Source organism: Mesorhizobium sp. CNPSo 4689 (genome assembly GCF_057784325.1).
This window is the reverse complement of sequence record NZ_JBWLUZ010000001.1, coordinates 355,891-374,707: the sequence shown is the minus strand read 5'-3', so window position 1 is coordinate 374,707 and position 18,817 is coordinate 355,891. Positions and strand designations below refer to the sequence as shown.

Genomic DNA, 18,817 nt, shown 5'->3' with positions numbered 1-18,817 from the left:
CTTAGCGATAAAAGCTATCGACCAGGGAGGGCGCTGCATGACGATGCAGCCTGCAAGTACCGAGATCGCATCGCGCACGGCGGCGATCGTCCAGGAATTGAAGGACCTCGAAGGTCCGCTGCTGCCGATCCTCCACGGCATCCAGGAAGAGTTCGGCCATGTGCCGCACGACGCGCTGCCAGTCATTGCTGATGGGCTGAACCTCTCCCGGGCCGAAGTGCACGGCGTCGTCACCTTCTATCATGATTTCCGCGCCAAGCCGGCCGGCCGGCACGTGCTCAAGCTTTGCCAGGCGGAAGCCTGCCAGTCGATGGGGTCGGATGCCGTCGCCGCCAAGATCAAGCAATTGCTCGGTATCGGTTTCCACGAGACCACCCGCGACGGATCGGTTACGCTGGAGCCGGTCTATTGCCTCGGGCTTTGCGCCTGTTCGCCGTCGGCGATGCTGGATGGCGAGGTGATCGGGCGGCTCGACGACGAGAAGATCGAAGAGATCGTCGCGGAGGTACGCTCATGATCCCGCGCATCTACATTCCAGGTGACTCCGGCGCGCTGGCGCTCGGCGCCGAGAAGGTCGCAAAGACAATCGCCAAGGAATTGGCCGGACGCGGCATCGAGGCCAAGATCGTGCGCAATGGTTCGCGCGGCGCCTATTTCCTCGAACCGATGGTCGAGGTGGCTACCGCCGATGGCCGCGTCGCTTACGGACCGGTGAAGCCTTCCGACGTCAAAAGCCTGTTCGACAGCGGTTTCCTCAAGGGTGGCCATCATAAGCGCTGGCTGGGCGCGCCGGACAAGATTCCGTTCCTGGCCAAGCAGACGCGCCTGACCTTCGCGCGCTGCGGCATCAACGACCCGCTGTCGCTCGACGCCTACAAGTCGCTGGGCGGGCTGAAGGGCCTGCAGAATGCGGTGGCCATGGCGCCGCTCGACATCGTCAAGCAGGTGACGGAGTCCGGTCTGCGCGGCCGCGGCGGCGCCGGCTTCCCGACCGGCATCAAGTGGAAAACGGTGCTCGATACCGCCGGCGACCGCAAATACATTGTCTGCAACGCCGACGAAGGCGACAGCGCCACTTTCGCCGACCGCATGATCATGGAGGGCGACCCCTTCGTGCTGATCGAAGGCATGACGATCGCCGGCATCGCCACCGGCGCGACCAAGGGCTTTGTCTATATCCGCTCGGAATATCCGCATGCGGTGGCGACGATGAACCGGGCTGTCGAGGTCGCACGCAAGGCCGGCGTGCTCGGCGTCAGTGTGCTGGGTTCGCCCAACGCCTTCGACATGGAAATCCGCGTCGGCGCCGGCGCCTATGTCTGCGGCGAGGAAACCTCGCTGCTGAACAGCCTGGAAGGCAAGCGCGGCGTGGTTCGCGCCAAGCCGCCGCTGCCGGCGATCCAGGGCTTGTTCGGCAAGCCGACGGTGATCAACAACGTTATCTCGCTGGCCTCGGTGCCGATCATCATGGACAAGGGTGCCGCCTTCTACAAGGATTACGGCATGGGCCGCTCGCGCGGTACGATCCCGATCCAGATCGCCGGCAACGTCAAGCATGGAGGCCTGTTCGAGGCGGCTTTCGGCATGACGCTGGGCGAGATCGTCGACGATATCGGCGGCGGCACTGCGACGGGCCGGCCGGTGAAAGCGGTGCAGGTCGGCGGGCCGCTCGGCGCCTATTTCCCGCGCGCCTTGTTCGACACGCCGTTCGACTACGAAGCCTTCGCCGCCAAGGACGGGTTGATCGGCCATGCCGGCATCACCGTGTTCGACGACACCGCCGACATGCTGAAGCAGGCACGTTTCGCCATGGAGTTCTGCGCCATCGAAAGCTGCGGCAAGTGCACACCCTGCCGCATCGGCTCGACGCGTGGCGTCGAGACCATCGACAGGCTGGCGGCCGGCATCGAGCCGGAGAAGAACCTCGCTCTGGTCACCGATCTCTGCAACACGATGAAGTTCGGATCGCTGTGCGCACTGGGCGGCTTCACGCCCTACCCGGTGATGAGCTCGATCACCCATTTCCCCGAGGATTTCAAGCCGGCGCCGGCGCGCGTGGCGGCTGAATAGGAGCTGGCAGATGAACATCAAGGCCGACTTCCCGATACTCATCGAAGAGATCGATTTCGGAACCCCGCAATCGAATGCGGAAAAGCAGGTCACGCTGACCGTCGACGGCCGCAGCATCACCGTGCCGGAAGGCACGTCGATCATGCGCGCGGCGATGGAGGGCGGGGTCGAAATCCCGAAGCTCTGCGCCACCGACATGCTGGACTCGTTCGGTTCGTGCCGCGTCTGCCTCGTCGAGATCGAGGGCCGCGGCGGCACGCCGGCGTCCTGTACGACGCCGGTTGGCGAAGGCATGGTGGTCAACACGCAGTCCGAGCGGCTCGACGCCATTCGCCGCGGCGTCATGGAACTCTATGTCTCCGACCATCCGACCGGCTGGAACGAGAAAGCCGGGACCGGCGCCAGCGAGTTCGACGTTGTGGCGAAGTCGGTCGGCCTGACCGAAAACCGCTTCGGCATCGAAGGCCGTAACCACGTCAAGGAAGACGGCGTCGCGCCCGGTCATGGTTCGCTGGCGGTCGACTACATCGCCCGCGACGAATCCAACCCCTATTTCACCTATGATCCGGCGCAATGCATCGTCTGCTCGCGTTGCGTGCGGGCCTGCGAAGAGGTGCAGGGCACCTTCGCACTGACCATCGAGGGCCGCGGTTTCGAATCGCGCATGGTCGCCGGCATGCACGAGGATTTCATCGCCTCCGAATGCGTTTCCTGCGGCGCCTGCGTGCAGGCCTGCCCGACCGATGCGCTGCGCGAAAAAACGGTGCTTGAGAAAGGCCTGCCGGAGCGCTCGGCCGTCACCACCTGCGCCTATTGCGGCGTCGGCTGCTCATTCAAGGCCGAAGTGAAGGGCGACGAGGTCATCCGCATGATGCCCTACAAGGAGGGCAAGGCGAACCACGGCCATTCCTGCGTGAAGGGCCGTTTCGCCTATGGCTACGCCACGCACAAGGACCGCATCCTGTCGCCGATGATCCGCGAGAAGATCTCCGATCCCTGGCGTGAGGTTAGCTGGGAAGAGGCGATCGCCCATACGGCCAAGGAATTCCGCCGCATCCAGTATCAGTATGGACGCACCGCGATTGGGGGCATCACCTCCTCGCGCTGCACGAACGAGGAAACCTACCTCGTCCAGAAGCTGGTGCGGCAGGGCTTCCGCAACAACAATGTCGATACCTGCGCGCGCGTCTGCCATTCGCCGACCGGCTACGGGCTCGGCCAGACCTACGGCACCTCGGCCGGTACGCAGGATTTCGACTCCGTCGATTACACCGACGTCGCCGTCGTCATCGGCGCCAATCCGGCTTCCGCCCATCCGGTGTTCGCCTCGCGGCTGAAGAAGCGGCTGCGCCAGGGCGCCAAGCTGATCGTGCTCGATCCGCGACGTACCGAGATGGTCAAGTCGCCCCATGTCGAAGCCGCCTATCACCTGCCGCTGAAGCCCGGCACCAATGTCGCGGTGCTGACGGCGCTGGCGCATGTCATCGTCACCGAAGGTCTCTTCGACGAAGCCTTCATCCGCGAGCGCTGCGACTGGGCGGAATTCCAGGACTGGGCTTCTTTCGTCGCCCTGCCGGAAAACAGCCCCGAAACCGTCGGCAAGCTCTCCGGCGTCGATCCCGAACTGATCCGCGGCGCGGCGCGTCTTTACGCCACCGGCGGCAACGGCGCGATCTATTACGGCCTCGGCGTGACGGAACACAGCCAGGGCTCGACCACGGTGATGGCGATCGCCAACCTCGCCATGGCCACCGGCAATATCGGCCGTCCCGGCGTCGGCGTGAACCCGCTGCGCGGCCAGAACAATGTGCAGGGCTCGTGCGACATGGGCTCCTTCCCGCACGAACTGCCCGGCTATCGCCATATCTCGGGCGAGGCCGTGCGCGACATCTATGAGAGCCTGTGGGGCGTGAAGCTCGACGACGAGCCGGGCCTGCGCATCCCCAACATGCTCGATGCCGCCGTCGACGGCTCCTTCAAGGGCATCTACATCCAGGGCGAGGACATTTTGCAGTCCGATCCCGACACCAAGCACGTCGCCGCAGGGCTCGCCGCGATGGAATGCGTCGTCGTGCACGACCTCTTCCTCAACGAGACGGCGAACTACGCGCATGTCTTCCTGCCGGGCTCGACCTTTCTTGAGAAGGACGGCACCTTCACCAATGCCGAGCGCCGCATCAACATGGTGCGCAAGGTTATCGAGCCGAAAGCGCGCTACGCCGATTGGGAGGCGACGCAGGAGCTTGCCCGCGCGATCGGGCTGGACTGGAACTACCGGCATCCTTCCGAGATCATGGACGAGATCGCCAAGACGACGCCGAGCTTCGCCAACGTCTCCTTCGAACTGCTCGACCGTGTCGGATCCGTGCAGTGGCCCTGCAACGAGAAGGCGCCGCTCGGCACGCCGATCATGCATGTCGATGGCTTCGTGCGCGGCAAGGGCAAGTTCATCCGCACCGAATATGTGGCGACGGACGAAAGGACCGGGCCGCGCTTCCCGCTGCTGCTCACCACCGGGCGGATTCTGTCACAGTACAATGTCGGCGCGCAGACCAGGCGCACCGAAAATGTGATGTGGCATGCCGAAGACATGCTGGAGATCCATCCGCACGATGCCGAGAACCGCGGCATTCGCGAAGGCGACTGGGTGCGGTTGGCGAGCCGCTCCGGCGAGACGACGTTGCGCGCGCTGATCACCGATCGCGTCTCGCCAGGTGTGGTCTATACGACCTTCCACCATCCGGACACGCAGGCGAACGTGATCACCACCGACTTCTCGGACTGGGCGACCAACTGTCCGGAATACAAGGTCACCGCCGTGCAGGTGGCGCCGTCCAACGGCCCGACCGAGTGGCAGAGGGATTATAATGAGCAGGCGCGCCAGAGCCGCCGCATCGCACCGTTGGAAGCGGCGGAGTAACCTTGGCCGCGCGCCGCAAAGCAACGACGCAGATATCGCGGCTGGCGCACCGCGCCAGCGGGACGGCGGCCGCGAACCGCATGGTGCCGGAGGAGACGCCGGTGGCGTTCTCCTTCGCCGGCACGACGCATGCGGTGATGATGGCGAGCCCGGCCGATTTCGATGATTTCGCACTCGGCTTCTCGCTGACCGAGGGCATCGTTGCCGCTCCTGACGAGATCGAGGCGATCGAGGTCGAAGATCTTGGCGCCGGCATCGACATCCAGATCCGGTTGAAGGACAAGGCCAATACACGCTTCCAGGCGCGGCGGCGCCGGCTTGCCGGCCCGGTCGGCTGCGGGCTGTGCGGCATCGAGTCTATCGAAGAGGCCATGCGCTCGGTCGACGCGGTCGGTGCGTCAAAGCTTACGCTTGAAGCCGACGATATCGTCCGTTCGGTCAAGCTTTTGTCGAAGGTGCAACCGCTACACACCGAGACCGGCGCTGTGCACGCCGCCGGCTTCTACATCCCCGGCAAGGGCATCGTCATGGCGCGTGAGGATGTCGGCCGCCACAATGCATTGGACAAGCTGGCCGGCGCGCTGGCCAAGGCCGGCATCGACGGTGCGTCGGGCGCCGTGGTCGTGACGTCTCGCGTGTCGGTCGAGATGGTGCAGAAGACGGCGGCGATCGGCTCGGCCTTCATCATTGCCGTCTCGGCGCCGACCGCGCTTGCCATCCGCACGGCCGAGGCTGCCGGAATGACGCTGGTGGCGTTGGTTCGCGGCGAGGATTTCGATGTTTTCACCCACCCGGACCGGGTGGCTTCCGGAGTTGCCAAGCATGTCGCATGACGAAGAACACATTATGAGCACCAAGGAAAAGCTGGTGCGCATGGCCAACCAGATCGCCGACTTCTTCGATTCCAAGCCGCGCGAGGAAGGCATTGCCGGCGTTGCCGAGCATATCAACAAGTTCTGGGAGCCGCGCATGCGGCGGCAGCTGTTCGAGATGCTGGACGGCGGCACCGAGAATTTCAACGAGCTGGTGGTGGCCGCCTCCGCCAGAATCAAGCGGCCCAAGGCACCCGAACAGGCCGACAAGAACATCGGCTACACCGGGCCTGCCCCGGCCGAGAACGCAGCCCGCTGAAATAGCCTGACAACAGCGACCGTGCTCGAACTGTTGAAAAAATGGGAACGCGAGATCGGCTCGCAGGTCGGTATCGCGGACCTCAAGTTCCAGATCATGACCGGATCGATCGGCGCGCGCGAAGCGACGGTCGAGAGCCATCACGAGGTCCAGAGCCTGGCCCAGTTGGAAGAGTTCTTCGCCAAGATCGGCAAGATCGAGGCGCACGCCAAATGGGGCAAGGAGATTGAGCCCTATGTCGTGTCGGGCACCAGCCTGTGGAACATCTACCGCATCGTCGAGTAGGCGCCGAAGGCGACGGATGAGAGGTGTTCCAGGGAACACCAACGCCTCACTCCGTCCAACACCCCTCATCCCGTCTCGGCGCTGCGCGCCGATCCGCCTTCCCCTACAAGGGGGAAGGCAAGTGCGCCTCCACTCACCCCTTCGCCGCTTCTTCGATCTTGGCGATGTCGATCTTGCTCATCTGCATCATCGCTGACATCACCCGGCCGGCCTTGGCCCGGTCCGGATCCAGAAGCAGGCGCGGCAGTTGCTCCGGCACGACTTGCCAGGAGACGCCGAACCTGTCCTTCAGCCAGCTGCATTGCGACGGTTCGCCGCCGCCTTCGATGAGCCTGTCCCAGAAATAATCGACCTCTTCCTGCGTCTTGCAGTCGATCGACTGCGACATGGCCTCGTTGAACTTGAATTGCGGTCCGCCGTTGAGCGCCTGGAACTGCACGCCGTCGAGCTCGAACGAGGTCACCAGCACCTTGCCTTCATCTGCATGACCCTTTGGCCAGCGCATCACGCTCAGCACCTTCGAGTTCTTGAAGATGGAGACGTAGAAATTCATCGCCTCTTCGGCCTGGTCGTCGAACCACAGGCAGGTGGTGATCTTTTGCATGTCGTGCTCCTCGGGTTGCTTCGTTTGCTATTGCGGTAACGGCTGACTCCGAGAATGGTGCCATTCCTTGCCGTCTGCCCAAGGACGGCCGTGCCGAACGCGATCCGACAGTGGCGTGAAATTTTTTTGGAAAGTCCGGTTTTTCGGGAAAATCTGGCGCAGCGCAAAATTGTGGCCAGACCAGACTATGGCGTCTATAACCCCTGCGATCCGAATTCAGCGCCGCCACGCTCCGCATGGAGCGCAGCCAGCCAGCTAAGGAAAATTCATGCCTGCCTATCGTTCCCGCACCACCACCCATGGCCGCAACATGGCCGGCGCCCGCGGCCTGTGGCGCGCTACCGGCATGAAGGATTCGGATTTCGGCAAGCCGATCATCGCCGTGGTCAATTCCTTCACCCAGTTCGTGCCGGGCCATGTCCATCTCAAGGACCTCGGCCAGCTGGTCGCGCGCGAGATCGAGAAGGCCGGCGGCGTCGCCAAGGAGTTCAACACCATCGCCGTCGACGACGGCATCGCCATGGGCCATGACGGCATGCTCTACTCGCTGCCGTCGCGCGAGCTGATCGCCGACTCGGTCGAATACATGGTCAACGCGCACTGCGCCGACGCCATGGTCTGCATCTCCAATTGCGACAAGATCACGCCCGGCATGCTGATGGCATCGCTGCGCCTCAACATCCCCACCGTCTTCGTTTCCGGCGGACCGATGGAAGCCGGCAAGGTGGTGCTGGCCGGCAAGACGCAGGCGCTCGACCTGGTTGACGCCATGGTCGCAGCTGCCGACGACAAGATCTCCGACGAGGACGTCAAGATCATCGAGCGCTCGGCCTGCCCGACCTGCGGCTCCTGCTCCGGCATGTTTACCGCCAATTCGATGAACTGCCTGACCGAGGCGCTTGGCCTGTCGCTGCCCGGCAATGGCTCGACGCTCGCCACCCATGCCGACCGCAAGCGCCTGTTCGTCGAGGCCGGGCATCTCGTCGTCGACCTGGCGCAGCGCTATTACGAGCAGGATGACGAGACGGCGCTGCCGCGCAGCATCGCCTCCAAGGGCGCCTTCGAGAACGCCATGACGCTCGACATTGCCATGGGCGGTTCGACCAACACTGTGCTGCACGTCCTCGCCGCCGCGCATGAGGGCGAAGTCGACTTCACCATGGAGGACATCGATCGGCTGTCGCGGCGTGTTCCGGTGCTGTGCAAGGTCGCGCCGGCGAAGTCCGACGTGCACATGGAAGACGTTCACCGTGCCGGCGGCATCATGGCCATCCTCGGCCAGCTCGACCAGGCCGGGCTGATCAACCGCGACCTGCCGACGGTGCACACCGCGAGCCTCGGCGAGGCGCTCGAGCATTGGGACATTTCCCGCACTTCGAGCCAGAACGTGCGCGATTTCTTCCTGGCGGCACCCGGCGGCGTGCCGACGCAGGTCGCCTTCAGCCAGGACCGCCGCTGGGACGAGCTCGATCTCGACCGAGAGAAGGGCGTCATCCGCTCGGCGGACACGCCCTTCTCAAAGGATGGCGGCCTTGCCGTGCTGAAGGGCAATCTGGCGCTCGACGGCTGCATCGTGAAGACCGCGGGCGTCGACGAATCGATCCTGAAATTCACCGGTCCGGCTCGGGTGTTCGAAAGTCAGGACGCCTCGGTCAAGGCGATCCTGTCCAACGAGATCAAGGCCGGCGATGTCGTCGTCATCCGCTATGAAGGACCGCGCGGCGGCCCCGGCATGCAGGAAATGCTCTACCCGACTAGCTATCTGAAGTCGAAAGGCCTCGGCAAAGCCTGCGCGCTGATCACCGACGGCCGCTTCTCCGGCGGCACGTCGGGCCTGTCGATCGGCCACGTCTCGCCGGAGGCGGCGGAAGGCGGGCTGATCGGCCTGGTCCGGGAGGGCGATACGATCGAGATCGACATCCCCAACCGCACCATCCGCCTGGCGGTCAGCGACGCTGAACTCGATGCTCGGCGTGCTGCAATGGAGGCGAAGGGCGCGACGGCCTGGAAGCCCGAGGAAAAGCGCAAGCGCAAGGTTACGACGGCCCTGCGCGCCTATGCTGCCTTCGCCACCAGCGCTGACAAAGGTGCGGTCAGGCACGTGCCGGACTAAGGACCGCTTTACCTTCTCCCCTTGTGGGAGAAGGGAGGCGCCTCACGGCATCAGCTGATACTCATAAAGCTTCTGATAGAGCCCGCCCTGCTTGAGCAAGATCTTGTGCGGGCCGCTTTCCACGACCTTGCCTTTTTCCAACACCACGATCGTGTCGGCCTGGTGCACGGTCGACAGGCGGTGGGCGATGACGATGGTCGTGCGCCCGACCGTCAGCTGCTGCAGCGCGTCGCGGAACAGGGCCTCGGACTCGGCGTCGAGCGCGCTGGTCGCTTCGTCGAGCAGCAGGATCTCGGCATTGCGCAACATGGCGCGGGCGATCGAGATGCGCTGGCGCTGCCCGCCTGAAAGCAGGGCGCCGTTCTCGCCCACATCCGTCTCGTAGCCTTTCGGCATGGCGCTGATGAAGTCGTGGGCATTGGCCGCCTTGGCCGCGGCGATCACCTCCTCGTCGGTGGCGTCCTGACGCCCAAGCCGGATGTTGTGCATGATGGTGCCGGCAAACAGGAACGTGTCCTGGCTGACATAAGCGATCTTTTCCCTGACCGAAGCCAGCGTTGCGTAGGAGATGTCTTGGCCGTCGAACAGCACCTTGCCGCTTTGCGGGTCGTACATGCGCATGATCAGGTTGAGGATCGTCGACTTGCCGCTGCCCGAAGGCCCGACCAGCGCCGTCATCTTGCCGGCCTCAAGCGTCAGGTCGAATCCTTCGAATACCGGCGGGCTTTCCGGATAGGCGAAGCTCGCACCATCGAAGCGGATTTCGCCCGGCCCCGGCTGCAGTGGCTTGGCGTCCGGCTTTTCGGCCAAGGTCAGCGGCCGGTCGGCCAGCTGGAACATCATGCGCACGCCGACGATACCGGTTTCCAGCGATATGCGCACACGCGCCAACCGTTTCGCCGGCTCATAGGCAAGCAGCAGCGCCGCGATGAAGGCCATGATGTTGCCCGGCATCTGGCCGCCCTGCAGGACCAGGAAGCCGCTGACCAGCACGGCGCCTGAGATTGCCAGCCCGGCAAGCGTTTCCATCACCGGGCTGGTGGCAGCCTCCAGTGTTGCGATGTTGTTGGCGCGGTTCTCGACGTCCGATACCGCCTTGTACATCCGGTTGCGCATCGCGCCTTCGAGATTGAAGGATTTGACGACACGCACGCCGATTGCCGTTTCCTGCATCACATGCACGATCTGGCCGAGCGAGCGGAACTCCATCGCGGCAATCTTGCGGACGCGCTTCAGGATGTGATTGACGCCGTATATGGCTACGGGCCCGATGATGAAGCAGATCAGAGACAGTGCCGGCTGCTGCCAGACCATCACCCCCACCAGCACGATCAGCGTCACCAGATCCCGCACATAGGACGTGACAACGAGGTCAAGGACGCTGCGCGCGGCCTGTGCATTGTTGGTCATGCGGGTGATCAGGTCGGACGACGAGGTCGAATGGTAGAATTCGATGCCTTGCGCGAGGATCCGGTCATAGATCTTGCGCTGCCGGTCGGCGATGATGGCGTTGCCGACGCGGCTCATGAAATAGGCCTGGACGAAATTGGCGACGCCCTTGAAGATGAAGATTGCGGCGACCGCGGCCGCAATCAGGTTGACGCGGTCCAGTCGCTTGTAGATGACGAATTCGTTCGTGATCTCACGCAGGATCCAGGCGCTGGCGCCTGTCATGGCGGCCACCACCAGCATCGACAGTATGGCGGCGCCGTATCCGAACCTATGTTCCCGGAAGGATTCCTTGACCAGTCTCGCGATGAGGCGCTGGTTCTCCGTCGAGCGGAAGAAGCGAAACAAACGACTGATCCCATGCTTGGCTGACACGAATTTCCGGATTCGCCACGGAGGCGAAAGGCGGCTTATAGAGCGAGTTGCCGTCGGAGGGAACCTTTCGCGGCCACTGAAAGAAACGGCTGCGGCAAGCTGCCTTTTGCGCCACGATGGCACGATGATTCTGGAAAGAGGATGACGAAAAGATGGATTTCGACCTCATCGTGCGCGGCGGCACGCTGCCTGACGGCAGGGTTGCCGATATCGGCATCACCGGCGAGACGATCGCAGCGATTGAGCCCGAGCTGACCGCCGCTGCGGGCACGGTGATCAATGCGTATGGCGATCTGGTCGCGCCGCCTTTCGTCGATCCGCATTTCCACATGGATGCCACTCTCTCCTACGGCATTCCGCGCATCAATGCGTCGGGCACCCTGCTGGAGGGCATATCGCTATGGGGCGAGTTGAAGCCGCTTCTGACGCACGAGGCGGTGCGCGAGCGCGCGCTCGCCTATTGCGACTGGGCCGTATCGATGGGCCTTCTCGCCATCCGCACCCATGTCGATGTCTGCGACGATCGCCTTTTGGCGGTGGAGGCCTTGCTCGACGTCAAGAAGACGGTCGCGCCCTATATCGACCTGCAGCTGGTCGCCTTCCCGCAGGACGGGCTCTATCGTTCGCCGACGGCGCTTGAGAACACCGTCCGCGCGCTCGACATGGGCGTCGATATCGTCGGCGGCATTCCGCATTTCGAACGCACCATGGCCGACGGCACGCGTTCGGTGACGGAACTCTGCGAAATCGCCGCCAGGCGTGGGCTGATGGTCGACCTGCATTGCGACGAGACCGACGATCCGCTGTCGCGCCATATCGAGCAGCTTGCCTATGAGACGCAACGGCTCGGCCTGCAAGGCAGGGTGGCCGGTTCACACCTTACCTCCATGCACTCGATGGACAATTATTACGTCTCCAAGCTGTTGCCGCTGATCGCCGAGGCTGGCGTATCGGCCATCCCCAATCCGCTGATCAACATCATGCTGCAAGGCCGCCACGACACTTTTCCCAAGCGCCGCGGCCTGACGCGCGTCAAGGAAATGCTCGCCATGGGCATCCGCGTCGGCTGGGGCCAGGATTGCGTGCTCGATCCCTGGTATTCGCTGGGCACGGCCGACATGCTCGACGTCGCCTTCATGGGCCTGCACGTCGCCCAGATGTCGAGCCCCGCCGACATGGCGCGCTGCTTCGACATGGTCACCAACGTCAACGCGGCCATCATGGGGCTCGATCATCTCGGCCTTGCCGTCGGCAAGCGCGCCAGTCTCGTCGTCCTCGACGCCGGCAATCCGGTCGAGGCCATTCGTTTGCGCCCTGAACGTCTCTGCGTCATCGCCAGGGGCAAAGTGGTTGCCGAGCGGACGAAGCAGGAAACCCGCCTGTCGATCGCCGGCCGACCGACACAGGTGAACCGTCGGCACAAGGCAGCCGGCTCCCTGTCATAGGCGAGCCGAGCCTTTCAGGCCCAAAAGGCCAGCCTCTCTGCATCAAGGCTCTCCGCTTCGTCTGGCATAATTAAGTCTACAATAAGCCTCCACTTTGGCTCGAGGAGGATCACCATGTGGCAAAAGACTGTGATGGCGGTTGCGCTGGCGGCGGCTTGTGCGGGCTGCATGTCGGCGGAGGACCGCCGCGCCGAGATGAGGCGAAATGCCGGTCCTACGGCTTCACCAAGAAAAACGATGCCTTCGCCGAATGCTTGCAGCGCATCGACCTCGATCGGCGCGCGGAACTCCGAAGCGCATCGGCTTTCGATCCCTGGGACAGGCCGATCCTCTATCGCCCGATCATCATTCGGCCGCAGCCTAAATAGCGGATCGTACCGACGCGGCCTGCCGAAAGCGTACGGAAGGCATAGAACCAGCCGATTTCCGCCGCTGGTCTTATCGACTCCCTCGAATTCCGCTCGTCAAATCGGCCGCTTGCGTCTACGGAGCCGGCATGGCTCCCTCCCTTGCCCGCAATTTTACGATCAGGAACGTGCTTTTGGCCGGCATTTTGCTGATGCTGGCCGGCGATTTCCTGTTTGCGCTCAACGACGCGATGGGCAAGTGGCTGGTCGCCAGCTTCTCCGTCGGCCAGGTCGTGCTGATCCGTTCGGTCGGCGCCTTTTTCGTGCTCGGCCCGATGATCGCCAACCAGGGCGCCGGCAAGCTGTTCAAGATGGAGCGTCTGGAACTGCAGGTCCTGCGCGTGGTGATGACGACGCTCGACACTGCGCTGTTTTACGCCGCCGTCGTCTATCTGCCGCTCGCCGACGTGATGAGCTTCTACATGGCAGGACCGATCTATGTCGCGGCGCTGTCGCACTTCCTGCTCGGCGAAAAGGTCGGTTGGCGCCGTTGGGCGGCGATCCTGGTCGGCTTCTGCGGCGTCCTGATCATGCTGAAGCCGTCTTCGGCGGCGTTTTCGCTGTCCTCGATATTCGCGCTCGTTGGCAGCATCTCCTTCGCCTTCGCCATCATCCTCAACCGGCGGCTGCGCGGCACCAGCGACACCACTCTGGTAACCTGGCAGACCATCGGCACGCTGGTCGTTGGCGGCGTGCTGAGCATCGGCGCGTGGCAGACGCCGTCGGCGCTCGACTTCGGCGCCATGCTGCTGCTCGGCATCGTCTCCTGCGCTGCTCACCTGATGATCACCAGGGCGCTGAAGCTGGCGCCGGCCTCGACGCTGGCGCCGCTGCACTACACGCTGCTCCTGTGGGCGGTTGTCTTCGGCCTGGTCTTCTTCGGCGACGTGCCCGGTCCGCGTATCCTGATCGGCTCGGCCATCGTCGTGCTCGCCGGTCTGTTCATCTTCCACCGCCAGAAGGTGGTCGACACCGTGGTACCGCCGGAGAACGTGCCGAAGGGCGTGAACTGAACCGAGCCGGGCTTAACCCTGGCGCACGGCCGCCAGATGCCGTGAAAATTCCGGCGTCTCCATCAGCGCCTTGCAGCGGGCGAAGCGGCCGTCGGCATAGGCGCGGAAATCGTCGACCGGATTGTTGTTGGCAAGCTGCAGCAGTCCCCACAGTGTCCACAACAGATCGCACATCGCCTTGTAGATGACGACGCGGCCGCGCTCGACCGGTTTCGGCTGGCGACCGAAATAGGCGCGCATCAGTTCTTCATCCTGCGCAGTATCGAACTTGCCTTCGACCGAGAGGTCGCCGAGATCCCAGAGCGGATCGTTCATCCCCGAATATTCCCAGTCGACGATCCACATCCGCTCGCCGGTGTCGAGAAAGTTCTCGCACAGCGGATCGCAGTGGCAGGCGGCAAGCGGCAGCGGATGGGCTGCAAGTGCTGCACGCACGGTTTCGGCCTCGCGCACGACATCGTGGTAGCCATGCGGCAACGCCACGTCCTTGGTCGACAGCACCTTCAGATAATCGTCGATCATCGCAAACAGCTCGAAGCGGAAAGGAAACACCGCACCGGAAGTGTGCAGCTTGCGGAAGACCTCACCCGCGCGCGCCTGGCTGCCCGGGCGCAGTTTGAACTTTTCCGGCGACATCGTCTCGGTGCCGGCGATGAACCGGCTCACCATCACGCCCGTGCCGGCGTCGACATGCAGCACCTGCGGACTGACGCCGGCTTTCGCCGCCTCGCGCGCCGCCACGGCTTCATTGGCGCGGTTGATATACTCCTCGGTGCCTTTGCCGGGGATGCGCAGGCAGAAATCACCGGCCCTGTAGACAAGATTGGTGAGGCCGCCGAGCCGTTCCAGCGGTCCCTCATAGCCGGCCAGCACTGGAATGGTGGCCAGTGCCGCGCGTGCTATCTCATCCGCCATCGCCTCGATCCCCCTTCACGCGCTTATTATCGCGGCGACGGTTCCACAGTTTTCGCCATTTGGCTATCATCCCGTGACAGGCAAAGAGTCGGGCGAGCGGCAATGGCACACAGCAAGCAGAACACTGCGCTCGGCGCGGCCTATGCGGCGAAGCGACCCGAGGAGGTGGCGGCGCTTTACGACAGCTGGTCCGACACCTACGATGCCGACATGTCGACCGCCGGCTATCGCCATCCGACGATCTGCCTCGCTCTGCTGGCCCGCCATCTGCCCCGCGGGGCAGCCCCGCTTCTCGATGCGGGCGCCGGCACCGGGCTCAGCGGCGAATGGCTTGCCATCATCGGCTACCCGCAAGTCGAGGCGCTCGACATTTCCGAGGGCATGCTGGCCAAGGCGGCGGCCAAGGGTATCTATTCGGCGCTTCACTGCCTGGCGCTCGGCGGGCCGCTGCCTTTCGCGGACAATGCCTATGCCGGAATCGTCTCGGCCGGTGTCTTCACTTCGGGCCATGTCGGCGCCGAAGGACTGGACGAGCTGATCCGCATCTGCCGGCCGGGCGGCGCGATCGTGCTGACGGTCAAGAACACGCTGTGGGAGGCGGGCTTTGCCGCGCGCATCGCCGAATTGGAGGCGCAAGGTGTCGTCACGCGCGACGAGGAGACGGCGCCCTATGTCTCCATGCCGGGCGAGGCCGATACCGTGCCCAGCCGAGGTCTTGTCCTGCGCGTCATCTGATCGAGACTGGAGAAGGCCTAAGACCTGATCCTTTCTCCCGCCGGATCATACAGCGGCTCGAGATGGATCTTTGCCCGCGTGCGTTCCATCGCCACCACCAGCTCGTAGTCGCCGGAGGCGAGGAAGTCGTCGCTTATGCCCTCGGCATTGCGCACATAGCCGAAGCCGACATTCTTGGCCACCGTATAGCCATAGCCGCCGCTGGTGAGATAACCGACCGGCTCGCCGTTGCGCAGGATCGTCTCGCGGCCGACCAGCACGATCTCCGGATCGTCGACCGTGAAGCCGGCAAAGCGTTTCTTCGGCGCGTCGCCATTGACCTTCTCAAGTGCCCGCCGGCCGACGAAATCGGTGTTCTTCCTCAGCTTCACCGCCCAGCCAAGGCCGGCCTCCTGCGGCGTGTCGTTGGGCGTGATGTCCGAGCCCCAGGCGCGATAACCCTTTTCCAGCCTGAGCGATTCCAGCGCCCGGTAGCCGACTGGGCGGATGTCGTATGTCTTGCCCGCCGCCATCAGCGCGTCGAAGATCTCGCCGGTTGCCGCGATCGGCACATGCAGTTCCCAGCCGAGTTCGCCGACATAGGTGACGCGTAGCGCCCGAATTGTATGGCCGGCAATGGCGAACTCGCGCGCATGGCCGAATGGGAAGGCGGCGTTCGACACATCCGCGTCGGCCACTGCTGAAAGCACGTCGCGTGCACGCGGTCCCATCAGCGACAGCGTGCCGAAATCCTCGGTGACGTCGCTGAAGGTGACGTCGAGATCCTTGCCGACATGGTCGTCGATCCACGCGAAATCATGCGTGCGGAAACCTGTGCCTGTGACGATGTAGAACTTTTCTTCGCCAAGCCGAGCCACGGTCAGGTCGGCCTCGATGCCGCCGCGCGTGTTGAGAAGCTGCGTGTAGGTCAGCCGGCCGACCGGCTTGGCGACGTCGTTGGCGCAGATCCAGTCCAGCGCCTTCTGCGCATCCGCGCCGGTCATCTCGTATTTGGCGAAGGACGACTGGTCGAAAATGCCGACCTTCTCGCGCACATGCCTGTGCTCCTCGCCAACCGCCGAGAACCAGTTCTGCCGGCCCATCGAATAGATGTCTTCCGGTTTGCTGCCCTCGGGCGCGAACCAGTTCGGCCGTTCCCAGCCGAGTTTCGAGCCGAACACAGCGCGATGCGTCTTCAGCCGCTCATAGAGCGGCGAAACAATGCGCGGCCGTCCCGACAAGTACTCCTCATGCGGGAAACCAATCGTGTAGTGCTTGCCATAGGCTTCCAGCGTGCGGTCGCAGACCCATTGCCGGTCGCGGTGCAGGCCGGAAAACCGCCTGATGTCGACCACCCATAGATCGAGCGGCGCTTCGCCATCGACCACCCATTGCGCCAGCACCCAGCCAGCGCCGCCGCCGGAGGCGATGCCGAACGCGTTGAAGCCGGCGCCGACGAACATGTTGGCGCATTCAGGCGCCGTGCCGAGGATGAAATTGCCGTCCGGGGTAAAGCTCTCCGGACCGTTGATCATCTGCTTGACGCCGACGGTCTCCAGCGCCGGAACGCGCGCAATTGCCTGGCTCATATGCTGCTCGAAATGATCGTAGTCGTCGTCGAACAGACGGAATTCCCAGTCGTTCGGAACGTCGCCCCCGGGGAGATCAGTCATCCAGGCCTGCGGGTTCGGCTCATAGCCGCCCATCACCAGCCCGCCGACCTCTTCCTTGAAGTAGGTACGGCGGTCGGGGTCGCGGATGGTCGGCGCGTCGGTCGCCAGGCCCTCGATCTTCTCGGTGATGATGTACTGGTGCTTCACCGGCTGCAGCGGCACGTTGATGCCGGCCATGGCACCCACCTGCCTTGCCCATTGCCCGGCGCAGTTCACCACCTTGTCGCAGGCAATATCGCCCTTGCTGGTCTTCACCGCGGTGATGCGGCCGTCCTTCATCTCGAAGCTGGTGACGCGGACATCCTCGAACAGTTTCGCGCCATGCATGCGTGCGCCCTTGGCCAGTGACTGCGTAATGTCGGACGGGCTTGCCTGCCCGTCGGTCGGCAGCCAGGAGGCGCCGACGAGATCACCGGTTTCGAGCAGCGGCCACATCGCCTTGACCTCGGCCGGCGACAGCAATTGCATGTCCATGCCGAAGCTTTTGGCCGTAGTGGCCAGCCGCTTGTATTCGGTCCAGCGGTCGGCATTGGTGGCCAGCCTGAGGCAGCCGGTCATCTTCCAGCCGGTGGCGAGACCGGTTTCGGCCTCCAGGCCCTTGTAGAGTTCGACCGAATATTTGAGCACGCGGGTGATCGAAGCCGACGAGCGCAACTGCCCTACAAGGCCTGCCGCATGCCAGGTCGAGCCCGAGGTCAGCTTGCCCTGTTCCAGCAGCACGACATCGGCCTTGTGGTCGCGCGCCAGATGATAGGCCGTCGAACAGCCGATGATGCCGCCGCCGATGACGACGATCCCGGCATGGCTGGGCAAGGTCATGTCAGTATCCCGTATTTTGTCCGGTAGTTTTCCAGCGCCGCTTCCAGCCGCGTCAAGTTTTCCTCGGTGTAGGCGATGTAGTCGATGCCCGGCGCGTCGAGGTAGAGTTCGGAGACCATGCTCCACATCGCCTCGCGCAGCAGCGAGGCGCATTGCATGGCCGCATGCGAGCGGCGGATCGCTTCGTCCGGTTCCTTCATGAAGTAAGCCGTGAGCAGGGCGAAGGATTCCTGGTCGCTCAGGCCGGCATTCGAGGCAGCCCCGGCAAGGTCGAACATAGCGGTGTTGAAGCCGGCATATTCGAAGTCGATCAGCCACAGCCTGCTGCCGTCGTCGAGAATGTTGGCCGGCAAAAGATCGTTGTGACCGAAGACGATCGGCAGCAGCTTCTGCGCCCGCTCGAGCTCGTCCGCCAGCGTCAGGAGATAGGGCAGGTCGCCCCGCTTGCGGCTGCCGCCTTCCTCCAGCGTGCGCGCATAGTCGCGGATGACGTGGAACACCCAGAACATGAAGCCGGCGCCGGAGATGTGGTTGGGCATCTCGCGATGGAAACCGCGCATCAGGGCCGCGACGCGGCCGATGTTGGCGCGCACGTCTTCGGCCGTATAGGTCCTGGCGCCGAGATATTCCGTCACCATGATGCCCGGCTCTGCATAGCGGACTGCAGGTGCGAAGCCGGCGGCATGGGCCGCCCGCGATGTCATCACTTCGCGCTCGCGAAAGACGTGGTGGAAAGGATAGTCCTGGCCGAAGCGAACGACATGCCGCCCGGCCGCGTCCTTGACCACATAGTTGGCGTTGCTGAGGCCGCCCGGCAGCGGCGCAATCTCGATGCTGCCGGTCCAGCAAGGCAGGGCGCGGATGCGGTCTTCGGCAATCACGGG

The 18,817-nt window shown here is 63.9% G+C and carries 15 protein-coding genes; 10 read left to right on the top strand and 5 right to left on the bottom strand.

Annotated elements, in window-relative coordinates:
• The first annotated feature begins 37 nt into the window (after positions 1 to 37).
• The 6 genes from AC04SI_RS01710 to AC04SI_RS01685 are packed head-to-tail and all read left to right on the top strand — an operon-like array spanning position 38 to position 6,406.
• Complete coding sequence (locus AC04SI_RS01710; protein WP_006202845.1) at positions 38 to 517, top strand: formate dehydrogenase subunit gamma; 480 nt, start codon at positions 38 to 40, stop codon at positions 515 to 517.
• Complete coding sequence (locus tag AC04SI_RS01705; protein WP_404275145.1) at positions 514 to 2,070, top strand: formate dehydrogenase beta subunit; 1,557 nt, start codon at positions 514 to 516, stop codon at positions 2,068 to 2,070. The genes AC04SI_RS01710 and AC04SI_RS01705 overlap by 4 nt, the downstream gene beginning before the upstream one ends.
• Positions 2,071 to 2,080: 10 nt before the next feature.
• Positions 2,081 to 4,990: a formate dehydrogenase subunit alpha gene (gene fdhF / locus AC04SI_RS01700; protein ID WP_404275143.1), complete on the top strand. Its 2,910-nt coding sequence runs from the start codon at positions 2,081 to 2,083 to the stop codon at positions 4,988 to 4,990.
• A gap of 2 nt (positions 4,991 to 4,992) precedes the next feature.
• Positions 4,993 to 5,823 (top strand): formate dehydrogenase accessory sulfurtransferase FdhD, encoded by an 831-nt coding sequence (fdhD, locus tag AC04SI_RS01695; protein WP_404275142.1) that lies wholly within the window; start codon positions 4,993 to 4,995, stop codon positions 5,821 to 5,823.
• Complete coding sequence (locus tag AC04SI_RS01690) at positions 5,813 to 6,121, top strand: formate dehydrogenase subunit delta (protein ID WP_404275140.1); 309 nt, start codon at positions 5,813 to 5,815, stop codon at positions 6,119 to 6,121. Before fdhD ends, AC04SI_RS01690 begins: the two co-directional genes overlap by 11 nt.
• Before the next feature lie 21 nt (positions 6,122 to 6,142).
• Entirely contained in the window at positions 6,143 to 6,406 is a 264-nt protein-coding gene (locus AC04SI_RS01685; protein WP_488473832.1) for a hypothetical protein, read from the top strand.
• Positions 6,407 to 6,539: 133 nt separating this feature from the next.
• Here the strand turns inward: AC04SI_RS01685 and AC04SI_RS01680 are convergent, their stop codons facing one another.
• On the bottom strand, positions 6,540 to 7,010 hold the full coding sequence (locus AC04SI_RS01680) for a VOC family protein (RefSeq protein ID WP_404275138.1): 471 nt from the start codon (positions 7,008 to 7,010) through the stop codon (positions 6,540 to 6,542).
• A 268-nt stretch (positions 7,011 to 7,278) separates the two neighbouring features.
• Between AC04SI_RS01680 and ilvD the strand changes: the two genes are divergently transcribed.
• Entirely contained in the window at positions 7,279 to 9,123 is a 1,845-nt protein-coding gene (gene ilvD / locus AC04SI_RS01675) for a dihydroxy-acid dehydratase (RefSeq protein ID WP_404275136.1), read from the top strand.
• Between the two features lie 42 nt (positions 9,124 to 9,165).
• Here the strand turns inward: ilvD and AC04SI_RS01670 are convergent, their stop codons facing one another.
• On the bottom strand, positions 9,166 to 10,920 hold the full coding sequence (locus AC04SI_RS01670; RefSeq protein WP_404275134.1) for an ABC transporter ATP-binding protein: 1,755 nt from the start codon (positions 10,918 to 10,920) through the stop codon (positions 9,166 to 9,168).
• Positions 10,921 to 11,099: 179 nt separating this feature from the next.
• Between AC04SI_RS01670 and AC04SI_RS01665 the strand changes: the two genes are divergently transcribed.
• Positions 11,100 to 12,392 (top strand): amidohydrolase family protein, encoded by a 1,293-nt coding sequence (locus AC04SI_RS01665; protein WP_404275132.1) that lies wholly within the window; start codon positions 11,100 to 11,102, stop codon positions 12,390 to 12,392.
• A gap of 496 nt (positions 12,393 to 12,888) precedes the next feature.
• The gene (locus tag AC04SI_RS01660) at positions 12,889 to 13,812 is read left to right on the top strand and encodes a DMT family transporter (RefSeq protein ID WP_404275130.1); all 924 of its coding nucleotides are present in this window, start codon (positions 12,889 to 12,891) and stop codon (positions 13,810 to 13,812) included.
• 12 nt (positions 13,813 to 13,824) lie between these two features.
• On the opposite strand, the gene AC04SI_RS01655 is transcribed toward AC04SI_RS01660, so the two are convergent.
• Entirely contained in the window at positions 13,825 to 14,727 is a 903-nt protein-coding gene (locus AC04SI_RS01655; RefSeq protein ID WP_404275128.1) for a phosphotransferase, read from the bottom strand.
• A 102-nt stretch (positions 14,728 to 14,829) separates the two neighbouring features.
• Between AC04SI_RS01655 and AC04SI_RS01650 the strand changes: the two genes are divergently transcribed.
• Complete coding sequence (locus tag AC04SI_RS01650) at positions 14,830 to 15,462, top strand: class I SAM-dependent DNA methyltransferase (protein WP_404275127.1); 633 nt, start codon at positions 14,830 to 14,832, stop codon at positions 15,460 to 15,462.
• Between the two features lie 17 nt (positions 15,463 to 15,479).
• On the opposite strand, the gene AC04SI_RS01645 is transcribed toward AC04SI_RS01650, so the two are convergent.
• Together AC04SI_RS01645 and AC04SI_RS01640 are read right to left on the bottom strand one after the other, a co-directional pair.
• Positions 15,480 to 17,933: a GcvT family protein gene (locus AC04SI_RS01645; protein WP_404275125.1), complete on the bottom strand. Its 2,454-nt coding sequence runs from the start codon at positions 17,931 to 17,933 to the stop codon at positions 15,480 to 15,482.
• On the bottom strand, positions 17,930 to 18,814 hold the full coding sequence (locus tag AC04SI_RS01640; protein ID WP_192178096.1) for a phosphotransferase: 885 nt from the start codon (positions 18,812 to 18,814) through the stop codon (positions 17,930 to 17,932). Before AC04SI_RS01640 ends, AC04SI_RS01645 begins: the two co-directional genes overlap by 4 nt.
• Between the last annotated feature and the right edge of the window lie 3 nt (positions 18,815 to 18,817).